Source organism: Pseudomonas sp. FEN, from assembly GCF_904067045.1.
Classification (GTDB): domain Bacteria; phylum Pseudomonadota; class Gammaproteobacteria; order Pseudomonadales; family Pseudomonadaceae; genus Aquipseudomonas.
Window position 1 is genome coordinate 79,408 of sequence record NZ_CAJFDC010000025.1, and the last position, 12,902, is coordinate 92,309.

The 12,902-nt window shown below is 58.2% G+C and carries 10 protein-coding genes and 1 pseudogene; 6 read left to right on the forward strand and 5 right to left on the reverse strand.

The window, feature by feature from the left end; translation table 11 throughout:
* Positions 1 to 436: 436 nt before the first annotated feature.
* Positions 437 to 1,105 carry a TIGR02466 family protein gene (locus PFEN_RS21825; protein WP_224771039.1) on the forward strand — a complete coding sequence of 223 codons (669 nt, stop codon included), beginning with the start codon at positions 437 to 439 and terminating at the stop codon, positions 1,103 to 1,105.
* A gap of 48 nt (positions 1,106 to 1,153) precedes the next feature.
* Here the strand turns inward: PFEN_RS21825 and PFEN_RS21830 are convergent, their stop codons facing one another.
* The 3 genes from PFEN_RS21830 to PFEN_RS21840 form a co-directional block, all read right to left on the reverse strand.
* The gene (locus PFEN_RS21830) at positions 1,154 to 1,810 is read right to left on the reverse strand and encodes a VOC family protein (protein ID WP_191488792.1); all 657 of its coding nucleotides are present in this window, start codon (positions 1,808 to 1,810) and stop codon (positions 1,154 to 1,156) included.
* A gap of 209 nt (positions 1,811 to 2,019) precedes the next feature.
* The gene (locus tag PFEN_RS21835; protein ID WP_191488793.1) at positions 2,020 to 2,841 is read right to left on the reverse strand and encodes an amino acid ABC transporter permease; all 822 of its coding nucleotides are present in this window, start codon (positions 2,839 to 2,841) and stop codon (positions 2,020 to 2,022) included.
* Complete coding sequence (locus tag PFEN_RS21840; RefSeq protein WP_191488794.1) at positions 2,838 to 3,659, reverse strand: ABC transporter substrate-binding protein; 822 nt, start codon at positions 3,657 to 3,659, stop codon at positions 2,838 to 2,840. Before PFEN_RS21840 ends, PFEN_RS21835 begins: the two co-directional genes overlap by 4 nt.
* A gap of 118 nt (positions 3,660 to 3,777) precedes the next feature.
* Between PFEN_RS21840 and PFEN_RS21845 the strand changes: the two genes are divergently transcribed.
* Positions 3,778 to 4,662, forward strand: a complete 885-nt coding sequence (locus PFEN_RS21845; protein ID WP_191488795.1) for a homocysteine S-methyltransferase family protein — start codon at positions 3,778 to 3,780, stop codon at positions 4,660 to 4,662.
* Between the two features lie 51 nt (positions 4,663 to 4,713).
* Here the strand turns inward: PFEN_RS21845 and yiaY are convergent, their stop codons facing one another.
* Positions 4,714 to 5,862, reverse strand: a complete 1,149-nt coding sequence (gene yiaY, locus PFEN_RS21850) for an L-threonine dehydrogenase (RefSeq protein ID WP_191488796.1) — start codon at positions 5,860 to 5,862, stop codon at positions 4,714 to 4,716.
* Positions 5,863 to 6,109: 247 nt separating this feature from the next.
* Here yiaY and nosP point away from each other — a divergent pair, with 247 nt between their 5' ends.
* On the forward strand, positions 6,110 to 7,273 hold the full coding sequence (gene nosP / locus PFEN_RS21855) for a nitric oxide-sensing protein NosP (RefSeq protein WP_191488797.1): 1,164 nt from the start codon (positions 6,110 to 6,112) through the stop codon (positions 7,271 to 7,273).
* On the forward strand, positions 7,203 to 9,833 hold the full coding sequence (gene nahK, locus PFEN_RS21860; protein WP_191488798.1) for a hybrid sensor histidine kinase/response regulator NahK/ErcS': 2,631 nt from the start codon (positions 7,203 to 7,205) through the stop codon (positions 9,831 to 9,833). The genes nosP and nahK overlap by 71 nt, the downstream gene beginning before the upstream one ends.
* A gap of 17 nt (positions 9,834 to 9,850) precedes the next feature.
* Here nahK and PFEN_RS21865 read toward each other — a convergent pair whose 3' ends face one another.
* A complete protein-coding gene (locus PFEN_RS21865; protein ID WP_191488799.1) occupies positions 9,851 to 10,516 on the reverse strand; it encodes a response regulator transcription factor in 666 nt (221 codons plus the stop codon).
* Positions 10,517 to 10,859: 343 nt separating this feature from the next.
* On the opposite strand from PFEN_RS21865, the gene PFEN_RS21870 reads away from it, so the two are divergent.
* A complete protein-coding gene (locus PFEN_RS21870) occupies positions 10,860 to 12,380 on the forward strand; it encodes an aldehyde dehydrogenase family protein (protein ID WP_191488800.1) in 1,521 nt (506 codons plus the stop codon).
* A 63-nt stretch (positions 12,381 to 12,443) separates the two neighbouring features.
* A pseudogene (locus tag PFEN_RS21875) lies at positions 12,444 to 12,702 on the forward strand (IS630 family transposase); the annotation flags it as partial.
* Between the last annotated feature and the right edge of the window lie 200 nt (positions 12,703 to 12,902).

Here is a 12,902-nt window from a genome sequence, read left to right on the forward strand (position 1 = left end):
ATGAACCACCGAGCAGGGCAGGTACCGGCGGATGGCCTGTACTTACTCAACCGGGTCGACCTTATGGGCCGGCCCGTCTGGCAGGGCAAAAACCTGCGAGATCAGCGGGACGCGCAGTATAAAAAGCTGGTTGTAGGGGATTTCACTATATAAATTGCGAATTTAAGCGATAAATATCGGAAAAAACCGCTTGAGTGGAGGTGCTTTAGCTGGTGCTGTCTGCTTTATCAAGCGAAAAATAATGCCGGATGTTACGCGGCAAGGGTACGGGATGAGGTGGTATGCCCTGGCGAGGACAAGGTTCGGTCGATCTACCACGTAGGCTATACGTTACAACTTACAAACAGTTTCGACATCTTTCATCGCCCTTTTCTAATTATGATGCGCTGCGTATTGCACTGCTGGCACGCACGATTTTTTTAAAAGGCACTGCACCATGTCGATCTCCCCCATGACCCCGGAACAGCTTGAACAGTCGATCAAGATCACTCGACTGTTCAGCACGCCGTTAGCCAGCCTGGAGTACCCGGACTTTCCGGCGCTGAACGATGAGTTACGGACGACAATACTGCAGCGCGCCGCAGAAACCCCCAGTGTGGTTCACAGCAACGAAGGTGGCTGGCAGTCCGATGATGATTTCGCCGCATGGTCCGGTGACGCGGGGGCTCGACTGATTGCCTTCGCCAATACATTGGCCAACCAACTATCCGCGGTGAACAGCCTTGAGCATGGGTTGATAGAGCCTAATCTGCAGTGGACCCTGAGCGCTTGGGCGAACGTCAATCACCACGGTCACTCCAATGCACTGCACGGCCATCCCGGTGCGTTTTGGTCTGGGGTCTATTGGGTCGATGACGGCACTGACGAAACCTGTTCGCCAGTTGGCGGCGAACTGGAGTTCATTGACCCCAGGGGCATGCTCCCGTCGATGCTCGCCCCGGCACTGCGCATGCGTATCGGCGGCTGTCTGGATGCTGGCTATAGCAGCTGCTTTGTTCCCCGCACCGGTACCTTCCTGATGTTCCCCTCCTGGTTGATGCATGCGGTACGGCGCTATGAAGGCGCGCGCGCGCGGATCTCCATCGCGTTCAATTTGTGCGGTTGATGACCGGGGGCCTGCCCCCTTGGCAGCCGGGCATCCCTCGGATAAAAATCACCAGTTCATAATCAACGGCAGCCCAGGACGGAAATCGTGTGCCTGGCCGCTTGCGCCATGATCGATTTCCAACACGACCAAATGCTCGTGACTATGAACAATTTCAAATTCGTTCAGCTGGTTTGCACAGTTGGCAGGGGTAGAAAAAGCGTGACTGTTGGGCGTGGTCACTCGCACAGATGTAATCTCGCGAAAGCCGTTGGGATGTTCAAACGGCTGTGCCCGCTCAATCGGAGCTTCATCGGGGCGCTTGGCAAACGAAAGAAAAAACCACATCGGTTCGGATACAGGCGCATGTCCCACGTCGACTTTCAGGGCGGCGGGTAAGTAAACAGGTCGATACTCCCAGGCCGGAAATGGCGGCTTTTCCCCTTCGCTGGAGGGTCTGAAGCAAACTCCAAAGGGCGCGGCGACTCCATCCGCGCATTGGAGGCGGTCAAAGAGTTGTGTCGGCGCTGTTAACTGGCTTTGAGCTGCTAACTCATCGGTAAGATATAAAAGCTCAATGAAAGCGTTCTGGAAGAAGAACCTTCTATTGGCAGTGCCTTGGCCGGTGTGTGCGTTTGGCGTCCCTTCAACAAGCCCGAGGGTTTGCAGAGCGTCAGCGCCTCGACCTGCATCGTGCACACAAATAAAAAGGTGATCCATTTCCATCGTTAATTCCCTTTAATCCCGATATTCGATTGCTCGATTATTCCGCAAGCGCTCAGTAACTTCACTCGCCCGCTGCGTCGGCAGAGGGTAAACGATCTGCTGATCGGCCCTCGCTACCTTGCGTTTTCAGCGGGCGCTACTCCTCGGATAATAATCGTTTGCTAATCATTGCCACTGTCTCCGCCGCAGACGTCAGGGCTGTGTCTACATCAGCGTTGATAACCTTTGCCGAAATGCTTTTCCAGGCGCGCTTGCACGAGCTCCAGAGAAATCGACAGCACCCAGTAGATGACAGCCGCGGTGGTCAGCATCTCCAGGTATCGATAGCTGGAGCGGCCGTAGGACTGAGCCAGGAACATGACTTCCCAGACGCCCATTACCGAGATCAGCGAGGAGTCCTTGAGCATTGAGATGAACTGATTGGCGCAGGGCGGGATGATGGTACGCATGGCCTGGGGCAGGCTGATGTGCCAGAAGATTGTCCCCGCGCGCATGCCCAGCGCGAGTGCCGCCTGGCGCTGGCCTGCGGCCACGCCAATGATTCCGGCGCGGAAAATTTCGCTCAGGTAGGCGCCGTAGTTGAGCGACAGGGCGATGATCCCCGCCACAATCGCGCCAGGCACCAGGCCCAACTGTGGCAAGCCCAGGTAGATCAGCAGGATCTGGATCAACAGGGGAGTGCCGCGGAAGAACGAGGTGTAGAAACTGGCTACGCCAAACAGCACCGCGCTGTTGGACAGCCGCGCCAACGCTGCGGCAAAGCCCAGCAACACTGAGGCCAGCATTGAGCACAGACACAGGAACAAGGTCAGCGCGGCGCCTTGCAGGAAACCGTTGGGGCCGAGCTTGAAGCCTGCCAGGTTGGGAAATTTCTCGATGATGATCGAAAACTTCAGGTCAAAGCTGAGAAAGAAGCCCACGAACAGCAGGAACAACACGAGCCATGTCAGGTACAGGCGGGTGCGAAAGCCGAACAGGCGCGAACCCGTCGCGGCGACGACGGGTTTGGGAGCAGGTTGATGGGCACTCATTTACTGATGTCGGCGCCGATCCACTTCTGCGATAGCCTGGCCAGCGTACCGTCGGCCTTCAGCTCGGTAAACACTTGGCGCACCTTGGCGTCCCACTGTGGATCGCCTTTCTCGATGGCCACCGAGTTGGGTTCTTCATACAGCGGTGCTCCCGCCAACTTGAAGCGTTTGTCCTGTTCCAGACGCGGTTGCGCGGTTACCAGGTTGGTCAGGATCGCATCCAGACGCACGCCGGCGCCCAGGCCCAAATCCTGGAAGGCAACGTTGTCGGTGTCATAGGGGGCGGCCTGGACGACGTCGAAGGGGTATTCGATCTTCTTGTCCTCGGCGCCCTCGATCACCAGACTCTTGTTCAAGTAGCTCTCGTAGCTGGAGGCGCTGGTAAGACCGACCTTACGCCCTTCGAGGTCCTTGGCCGAGTGGATGCGGTCATCCTTGGCATTGACCACGATCACCGCAGGGGAGGCGTAGTACTCCACGGGGAAGTCAAATACCTCGGCGCGGGCCTTGCTCGGGGTCATCGAACAGATGCAGATGTCGTAGCGACCGCTCCAGCGGCCAGCGGCGATGACATCCCAGGACGGTGTCTCCAGGCGCAGTTTCACGCCGAGCTTTGCCGCCACCGCTTTGGCGACGTCCACATCGAAGCCGTCGAGCTGGTTTTGTTCATTGAGGAAGGAGAACGGCGGATAGCTCTCCATCAACACATTGACCAGTTCCTTGCGCGACTCCACGCGCTCCAGAGTGGCGCCCGCGAAGGCTTGAGAGGTGGCACCGAGTGCCAGGAGGCCCAGACCCAGCAGGGAAGGAAAACGCATGAAAGTACCTAAAAAGTTAGCGATAATGGATTTATGATATTTAATAGTTATAAAAGAAAAGCACATAGTGAATTTTTTTCATAAGCATATATAGGAAAGTTATATGAAGGAGCGATCCATGGTAATTCTTGATGGTGGCATGGGGCGGGAGCTGCAACGGCGTGGCGCCCCGTTCCGGCAGCCGGAGTGGTCGGCGTTGGCGTTGACCGAAGCGCCGGAGGCGGTCATTGCCGTTCACAGCGCCTTTATCGAGGCCGGTGCCCAGGTTATCACCAGCAACAGCTATGCCGTTGTCCCTTTCCATATTGGCGAGCAGCGCTTTGCCAGTGAAGGGCTCGAGCTGGCGATGACCGCCGGCAGACTGGCACGTACCGCAGCGGATGCCAGTGCGCGACCGGTTCAGGTAGCCGGCTCACTGCCACCGTTGTTCGGCTCCTATCGGCCCGACCTGTTCCAGCCGCAGCGGGTCACGGAGGTGCTCACGCCGCTGCTCCAGGGGCTTGCCCCCCACGTGGATCTCTGGCTGGCTGAAACCCAGAGCGCGATCGCCGAGGTGCAGGCCATACATTCGCACCTGCCTTCCGACGGTAAGCCGTTTTGGGTGTCTTTCACCCTGCAGGACGAAGAGCTCGACGACGTACCGCGTCTGCGCTCGGGAGAAACAGTGGCCGACGCCACCGCGGCGGTGGTGAAGACGGGTGTTCAAGCGTTGTTGTTCAACTGCAGCCAGCCAGAGGTCATGGGGGCCGCCATTGATGTGGCCCGATCGACCATCGAGCGTCTGGGCGCGGACATCGCTATCGGGGCCTACGCCAATGCGTTCCCGCCCCAGCCGAAAGAAGCCACTGCCAACGATGGTCTGGATGAGTTACGCGAGGACCTCGGTCCTTCAGGCTATCTGGCATGGGCCAGGGACTGGCGCCAGAGGGGCGCGAGCCTGCTCGGCGGTTGCTGTGGAATCGGCCCTGGACATATTGCTGAGCTCAAGCGTGACCTGGGATGAAACGCTAGCGTTATGAACGGGAAGTCTCGCTTCCCGCTCATCGCGTTGTCATCACATCGCTGCGTGGAAAATCTCTTCGATTTGTGTCTGTACGGCAGTCCGGGGGTTGGTGAAGCCGCAGGCGTCTTTCATGGCATTGGCCGCCAGCGTTGGAATATCCTCCACCTTGACGCCCAGTTCAGCCAAACCGCTCGGAATGCCTACGTCCGAAGACAATTTACGGATGCCGGCAATGGCCGCTGCCGCGCCTTGCTCGTGGTCAAGATGTTGGGTATCGAAGCCCATCGCGCTGGCGACGTCCTTCAGGCGAGCCGGGCAAACGCTGGCATTGAAGCTCTCGACGTGAGGCAGCAATATCGCGTTGCAGACACCGTGCGGCAGGTCATAGAAGCCCCCCAACTGGTGTGCCATGGCGTGCACGTGGCCAAGGGAGGCGTTGTTGAACGCCATCCCGGCGAGAAACTGCGCGTAGGCCATATTTTCCCGTGCCTGCATGTCGCCGCCGTTGGCGACCGCGTTGCGCAGGTTGGCGGAGATCAATTCCACGGCCTTGAGCGCGCAGGCATCGGTGATCGGCGTGGCCGCGGTTGAAACGTAAGCTTCGATGGCGTGGGTCAAAGCGTCCATGCCGGTGGCGGCGGTCAGGCCTTTGGGCATGGCGGCCATCAATGAGGGATCGTTAACCGACAGCAGTGGCGTCACGTTACGGTCGACGATGGCCATTTTTACGTGGCGGGTTTCGTCGGTGATGATGCAGAAGCGGGTCATCTCACTGGCGGTGCCCGCCGTGGTATTGATGGCAATCAGTGCCATTTGTGGCTTGGCAGACTGATCGACGCCCTCGTAGTCACTGATATGCCCACCATTGGCGGCGCACAAGGCGATGCCCTTGGCGCAGTCATGGGGAGAGCCGCCGCCCAGGGAGATGATGAAGTCGGCGCCGCTGAGCTTGAGTTGCTCCAGGCCCTTTTCGACGTTGCTCACGGTCGGATTCGGCTTGGCCCCATCAAATACGGTTGCCTGGATGTCCTGTGCCGCCAGCAGCTTGGCGACCTTGTCCGCGACCCCGGCTTTGGCCAGCCCGGCGTCGGTGACGATAAGTGCGTGACGGAAGCCATATTTGCGAATGGCATCCATAGCCTCATCGAGACTGCCGATGCCCATCATGTTTACGGATGGAATGAAGAACGTGCTGCTCATGACTAGCCCTCATTATTGTGATTATTGGCCCGAACGGCCAGTGGTGCACTCATCAAGATGGGCTCATCCTAGGAGCGATGGAGCAGCGGTTAAATGGTCCTTTAGTCCGCGCAATGGGGGTCTTTGGTCGTAGTGGCTCGCGCTATCATCCTATTGGAGTGGTTACCCCCTACCCAAGTAGGATACGGACCCAGGTCCAGTCTTCGTAGACTGGATAATCAGACAGCGCACTTTGCGGGAGGCGACGATGCAACAGGCCCAAACCGATGGCGTAGTCAGCGCGATGTCGATGGCAACCGAGGCGCAAGAGGTGGCACAGGAACTGGCGCGGAAGCTATTGCACCCGCATTTGGGCTTCGTGCTGTTCTTTTGTTCGGTCGAATACGATTTGCGGGCCTTGGGCACCGCATTGCAGCAGAGCTTTGGCGGCATCCGCGTGGTGGGCTGTACCAGCGCCGGGGAAATCACCCCTGAAGGCTATAGTCGTGGTGGCGTGACCGCGGTGGGTTTTGATCATCGGCATTTCTCGATTGCCGCGGAGTTGATCGACGAAATGGAGCGTTTCAGCCTGATCGACGCCCAGCAAATGGTCGAGAGGCTGGTCGGCGACTGTCGCAGCAACACCTTGGCGCCGATCAAGGGCAACAGTTTTGCCCTGACGCTACTCGACGGCCTGTCCAGCCGCGAGGAAATGGTCCTTGCCGCGCTGAGCGCGGCCTTGGGCGATATCCCTCACTTTGGCGGTTCTGCCGGAGACGATAACTACCTGACCCATACCCATGTGTACTTCGGCGGCGAATTCCACAGCGGCGCGGCGGTGGTGCTGTTGGTCAATACCTGGCTGGACTTCGAAGTGTTCACGACGCACCACATTTTGCCGCGTGCGGAAAAGCTGGTGGTCACGCGCGCCGACAGCGGCATGCGCCGGGTTTACGAACTCAATGCGGAGCCGGCGGCCGAGGAATACGCACAGATTATCGGAGTGCCGGTGGCGGAGCTCAATCACCAGATTTTTGCCGCTCACCCGTTGGCTGTGCGTATCAACGATCAGTACTACGTCAGGGCCATTCAACAGGTCAATCATGACTTGAGCTTGAGCTTTTACTGTGCGGTCGAGAACGGCATCGTCCTCACGGCCATGACGCCTGGCCCCTTGCTGCCCAACCTGCAAGCACTGTTCGACGGTTTGCAGGAGCGCCTGGGCTCGTTGTTGCTGACCATCGGTTGCGACTGTTTCCTGCGGCGCCTGGAGCTGGAAGACGATGGCAGTGTCCAGCAGATCGGCGACTTCCTGCGTGAGCATCGGGTGATAGGTTTCAACACCTACGGAGAACAGTTCAATGGCATGCACATCAACCAGACTTTCACCGGCGTTGCCATTGGACGGAACCGTGCAGTCATCTCCAACTGAGTTGCTTGAGCAGATCGAACAACTGCAGCGGGATAATCAAAAGCTGCGGCGGATCAACGCGGCGCTGATTGAACGGGTCGAGTCCGGTACCGCGGGTGGCAATGATTCCTATGCGGCCTTTCAGTACTCGGTGGTACTGGCCGAGCAGGTCAGGGAGCGTACCGATGCGTTGAACCATGCCATGGCCGAGCTCAAGGCCAGCAATAATCTGCTCAGTGATGCGCGCCTACGGGCGGAAACGGCCCATCAACATTTGGTCGACGCCATTGAAAGTATTTCCGATGCATTCGTGCTGTTCGATGAGAACCAGCGCATCGTGCTGTTCAACAGCCGCTTCAAGGCGTTCTGGGTCAACAGCCGGGTCCGGATCATCAGCGGCATGCGCTTGACTGAGGTCAAGCGGTTGATGGTCAGTACCGGGCTGTTTATTGAAGAGCCACGTCACAACGCCGACGAACACCTGCTGTATCGTCTGAATGATGGCCGCTGGTTGCAGGTCAGCGAGCGGCCGACTCGCGAGGGTGGTCGGGTGATCCTGTTTACCGACATCACCGAGGTCAAGCTCAGCGAAACCATGCGCCGCGAGCAAGCAGTTGCGCAGAAATCGCACCTGCTGCAACGGGCCGTCGACAACCTGTCCCAGGGGGTCGCGATGGTCAACGCCGAGGGGATCCTGGAACTGTGGAATCGTCGCTTTCTGGAGCTGAGCGGACTGGCTCCGATTGCCGCGCACAGGCTTTTTTCAGAGGTGATCGCCGACAGCGAACTGGGGCTGTTGACGCCGGCCAGTCGCGACACCAACGGCCGAGTGATCCATGAGCGCGAGCAGCGACTGGACGATGGTCGGGTGCTGGAAATTCGCACGCATCCATTACCTACCGGCGGTTTCGTCAACACCTTCACCGACATCACCGAACGCTACCAGCATGCTGAGGCCCTCAGCGAGAGCGAACGCTGGATTCGCTTGATCACCGACCATGTCCCTGCGCTCATTGCTTACCTGAACGCCGATCTGGTCTATGAGTTCACCAACAAGGTCTATGAGGAGTGGTACTGCTGGCCGCGTGGCGTGATGCTCGGCCAGAGCTTGCGCGAGGTCCATAGCGAAGAGCACTACCAGCGTCTGGAAACCTATGTCGAACGCGCCCTTGCGGGGGAAAGCGTGACCTTCGAATGTCCCGAAATCAACATCAACAATCAGGAGCGCTACATGCTGCGCTCCTATGTGCCCAATCGGTTGGCCAATGGTGAAGTGATCGGCATTTTTGTGTTGATCCGCGATATCACCGAACGGCGCCGTACCGCCGAAGCGTTGCACCAGGCGTATCAGAACCTTGAACTGCGCGTCCGCGAACGCACGGCCGAGCTGACCACCCTGAACAGCCAACTGCTGCGCGAGATCGACGAGCGCAGTCGGGTAGAGTCGCGCCTGCGTGAAGCCAAGCTCGAAGCCGAGCAGGCCAACCTGTCGAAAACCAAGTTTCTGGCCGCCGTCAGCCATGATCTGCTTCAGCCACTCAACGCCGCACGCCTGTTCACCAGCGCCTTGTTGGAGCGACGCGAGCCACAGGCCAACGCAATCCTGGTGCGTAATGTCAGTAATTCGCTGGAAGACGTGGAGAATTTGCTCGGGACACTGGTCGACATCTCCAAGCTGGATGCCGGGGTGATCAAGGCCGATATCGCGCCGTTCGCCTTGAGCGAACTGCTGGAAAACCTGGCGGTCGAGTTCGCGCAAGTGGCCACCAGCGAGGGTTTGCGCCTGGAGTTCGTGCCATGCTCGGCGCTGGTACGTAGCGATATCCAGTTACTCGCGCGGATTCTGCGCAACCTGCTGAGCAATGCCATCCGATACACCACCAGCGGCCGTGTGCTGCTCGGTTGTCGTCGCCATCGCCATCGCCTGTCCATCGAGGTCTGGGATACGGGGATCGGGATTGCCGAGAACAAGCTGGAGGAGATTTTTCAGGAGTTCAAACGTGGCGACGTGCAACGGCCCCATCAGGATCGCGGGTTGGGGCTCGGGTTGGCCATTGTCGAAAAAATCGCCGGAATACTCGGGCATAAGATCAGTGTCCGTTCGACCCCCGGCAAGGGTTCGATGTTCGCTGTCGAAGTGCCGCTGACTCTCAGCGCGCCCAAACCACAGATCCAGTTATCCATGACCGGGCCAATGCTCGACAGGTTGCGTGGGGCACGGATCTGGGTGCTGGACAATGACGCGGCGATTTGCGCGGGGATGCGCACGCTGCTGGAAAGCTGGGGCTGTCAGGTTGTCACCGCGTTATCCGAGCAGGACCTGGCGCGGCAGGTGGAGAACTATCGTTGCGACGCCGACCTGTTGATTGCCGATTATCACCTGGACAATGAGCAGAACGGTGTCGATGCGGTGGCAACGATCAACGCCCGACGCGGCTCACCCTTGCCGGCGCTGATGATCACCGCCAACTACAGCAATGAGCTGAAGCTGCAAATGCGTGAGCTGGGCCACACCTTGATGCACAAGCCAGTGCGGCCGATGAAACTCAAAACCGCGATCAGCCATCTGTTAGGCCAATAGTCGACAGGTGGCTCAACTCAGCGTCGCAGGTAGGCGCTGAAATCGATATCCCCAGCGCTGAGAATCGCCTGGACCCGGTTATGCACGTTGAGTTTGCGCAGGATTGCCGAGACATGAGCCTTGACGGTGGTCTCGGCGATTTCCAGGGTGTAGGCGATCTGCTTGTTCGATTCGCCCTTGGTCATCCGTTCCAGGACCAGCAATTGCTTGCGGGTCAGGGACTGCAGTAACTCAGGCGCAAAGCCTGGTGTGCTGTTCATGCTGCGCCGGGTGTCGTTCTTTTGTGAGTGGATGATGTCCGAAGGCAGATAGACATTGCCATTAAGGATCTGCTCAATGGCTTCAGTCATCTGCGCGCGTGGCGAAGACTTGGTGATGAAGCCCACCGCACCATACATAATGGCTTGCAGCACAACCTGTTTGTCTTGCTCGGCGGACACAATCACCACCGGAATGGTGGGCGCCTCGTTGCGCAGATTGATCAGGCCATTGAGGCCGTGCATGCCAGGCATGTTCAGATCGAGCAGGATCAGGTCGAGGTCGTCATGGCTCCGAGTCAGTGCCAGGGCGCTCTCCAGGTCGGCGGTTTCCATCACCTCGCTGCCCGGAAAACCATCGCTGATCACATTGGCGATGGCTTCCCGAAACAGCGGGTGATCATCGGCAATTAGAATTTTGTACATGGCCTTTCACCTCTTTATTGTTGATTGCGGTGTGGCGGCGGGGCGTATCTGTTGTGCAGGGAAAGGGCTCAGGGTACGCGGTGCAGGGTAAGGGGCAATGCTTTTCTGGTCATAGAGGCATTACATGCCACTACCCATGCTTTGTGAATGCGACGATAGTCAGGTAAACCCGTACCAAAGTACTGGGTGTTGCGCGTTTGCGGTTTCTCGGGTGTAGCCAAATTACGACTAAATGACAAGGTTACCCCTGCCAACGGCGCATTCGTTTGGCGGCGGAGGTTGTCTAACATCTGTTCATCGCGTGCTCGATCAACAGGCAACGACCCGCAAAGAGGCCTCAATCATGATTTACGCACAACCCGGAACCCCAGGCGCTGTAGTTTCTTTCAAACCACGCTACGGCAATTACATCGGCGGTGAGTTTATCGCGCCGGTCAGTGGCGAATACTTCACCAATACCTCGCCAGTCAACGGTGAAGTGATTGCCGAGTTCCCGCGCTCCAGCGCCGCGGATATCGAACTCGCGCTGGACGCCGCTCATGCCGCCGCCGATGCCTGGGGCAAGACCTCGGCACAGGATCGCTCGCGGGTCCTGCTGAACATTGCCGACCGCATTGAACAGAATCTTGAAGTACTGGCCGTTGCCGAAACGTGGGATAACGGCAAGGCCGTGCGCGAAACCCTGAATGCCGACGTTCCGCTGGCCGCCGACCACTTCCGTTATTTCGCCGGTTGCATTCGTGCTCAGGAAGGTGGCGCCGCGGAGATCAACGAACTGACCGCGGCTTACCATTTTCATGAGCCGCTGGGGGTGGTCGGGCAAATCATTCCGTGGAACTTCCCGCTGCTGATGGCCGCCTGGAAACTGGCGCCGGCGCTGGCCGCAGGCAACTGCGTAGTGCTCAAACCGGCGGAACAAACCCCGCTGTCGATCATGATCTTCGCTGAGCTGATCAACGACCTGCTGCCGCCGGGTGTCTTGAATATCGTTCAGGGCTTTGGCCGTGAAGCCGGTGAGGCCCTGGCCACCAGCAAGCGTATCGCCAAGATCGCTTTTACCGGTTCCACCCCGATCGGTTCGCACATCATGAAATGTGCCGCTGAGAACATCATCCCGTCCACCGTGGAGCTGGGCGGCAAATCGCCGAACATCTTCTTCGAAGACATCATGCAGGCCGAACCACAGTTTATTGAAAAGGCGGCTGAAGGCCTGGTGTTGGCGTTTTTCAACCAGGGTGAAGTCTGCACCTGCCCATCGCGTGCCTTGATCCAGGAATCGATCTACGACGAGTTCATGGCCGTAGTGATGAAGAAGATCGTCAAGATCAAACGTGGCGATCCGCTGGACACCGAGACCATGGTCGGCGCTCAGGCGTCGGAGCAGCAATACGACAAGATCCTTTCGTACCTGAAGATTGCTCAGGAGGAGGGCGCGGTACTGTTGACCGGCGGCGCGGCGGAACGTCTGGAAGGCGAACTGTCCACGGGTTACTACATTCAGCCGACGCTGCTCAAAGGTCACAACAAAATGCGCGTGTTCCAGGAGGAGATCTTTGGCCCAGTCGTGGGCGTGACCACCTTCAAAGACGAAGCCGAAGCCCTGGCGATTGCCAACGACAGCGAGTTTGGCCTGGGCGCTGGTCTCTGGACCCGTGACATCAACCGTGCTTACCGCGTGGGGCGGGCGATCAAGGCTGGTCGCGTGTGGACCAACTGCTATCACCTGTACCCGGCGCATGCCGCGTTCGGTGGCTACAAAAAATCCGGTGTCGGTCGTGAAAACCACAAAATGATGCTCGACCACTACCAGCAGACCAAAAACCTGTTGGTCAGCTATGACATCAATCCGCTGGGTTTTTTCTGAGCCGGAGTGTGGCAAACCTCACCCTTCAGGGCGAAGAAGGTTAGCGTGGGCGGCGTAGCTCTGCCGCTCAAACCTGGCCCCGAGAAAATCAATGTAATCCTCACGCCGAGCACTCCGCGCGTGCCGCAAAAAGGCCATTCACTGGGGCCTTCACTTGATGGCCAGGTACGCGCGGGGGCCGCGCCTGGCCGGTTCGGATCTGGGCTGCCGTCGACCTCAAACCTCCTCGCCTGAAGACCTCTAAAATCAGCAACGAGCCCATTTCGCCGACCAACTGGTCGATGTGGTTGGGCTCTATCTGAACCCACCGTGTAACGCCATTACAAACAAATACAGTTTTATACAAAATACGAACAGTTTTCATACGGCGCCATGCAATGACGTGTGTGAAGATGTCATCGCAGTCATGGAGGCGTGGCTTCTATCATAGTCCAGGTAGCTGCTGGCTCAAGCTTTCAATTTAATGATTGGGAGGCTTTAACCTGCTCAGGTAAGCTCCGCTCTCTGGAGAAACCTTTCAGG

What these genes read in the sequence shown, in the direction of transcription:
- PFEN_RS21825 (WP_224771039.1), top strand. Translation starts at nt 437, where the DNA reads ATGTCGATCTCCCCCATGACCCCGGAACAGCTTGAACAGTCGATCAAG.
- PFEN_RS21830 (WP_191488792.1), bottom strand. Translation starts at nt 1,810, where the DNA reads ATGGAAATGGATCACCTTTTTATTTGTGTGCACGATGCAGGTCGAGGC.
- PFEN_RS21835 (WP_191488793.1), bottom strand. Translation starts at nt 2,841, where the DNA reads ATGAGTGCCCATCAACCTGCTCCCAAACCCGTCGTCGCCGCGACGGGT.
- PFEN_RS21840 (WP_191488794.1), bottom strand. Translation starts at nt 3,659, where the DNA reads ATGCGTTTTCCTTCCCTGCTGGGTCTGGGCCTCCTGGCACTCGGTGCC.
- PFEN_RS21845 (WP_191488795.1), top strand. Translation starts at nt 3,778, where the DNA reads ATGGTAATTCTTGATGGTGGCATGGGGCGGGAGCTGCAACGGCGTGGC.
- yiaY (WP_191488796.1), bottom strand. Translation starts at nt 5,862, where the DNA reads ATGAGCAGCACGTTCTTCATTCCATCCGTAAACATGATGGGCATCGGC.
- nosP (WP_191488797.1), top strand. Translation starts at nt 6,110, where the DNA reads ATGCAACAGGCCCAAACCGATGGCGTAGTCAGCGCGATGTCGATGGCA.
- nahK (WP_191488798.1), top strand. Translation starts at nt 7,203, where the DNA reads ATGGCATGCACATCAACCAGACTTTCACCGGCGTTGCCATTGGACGGA.
- PFEN_RS21865 (WP_191488799.1), bottom strand. Translation starts at nt 10,516, where the DNA reads ATGTACAAAATTCTAATTGCCGATGATCACCCGCTGTTTCGGGAAGCC.
- PFEN_RS21870 (WP_191488800.1), top strand. Translation starts at nt 10,860, where the DNA reads ATGATTTACGCACAACCCGGAACCCCAGGCGCTGTAGTTTCTTTCAAA.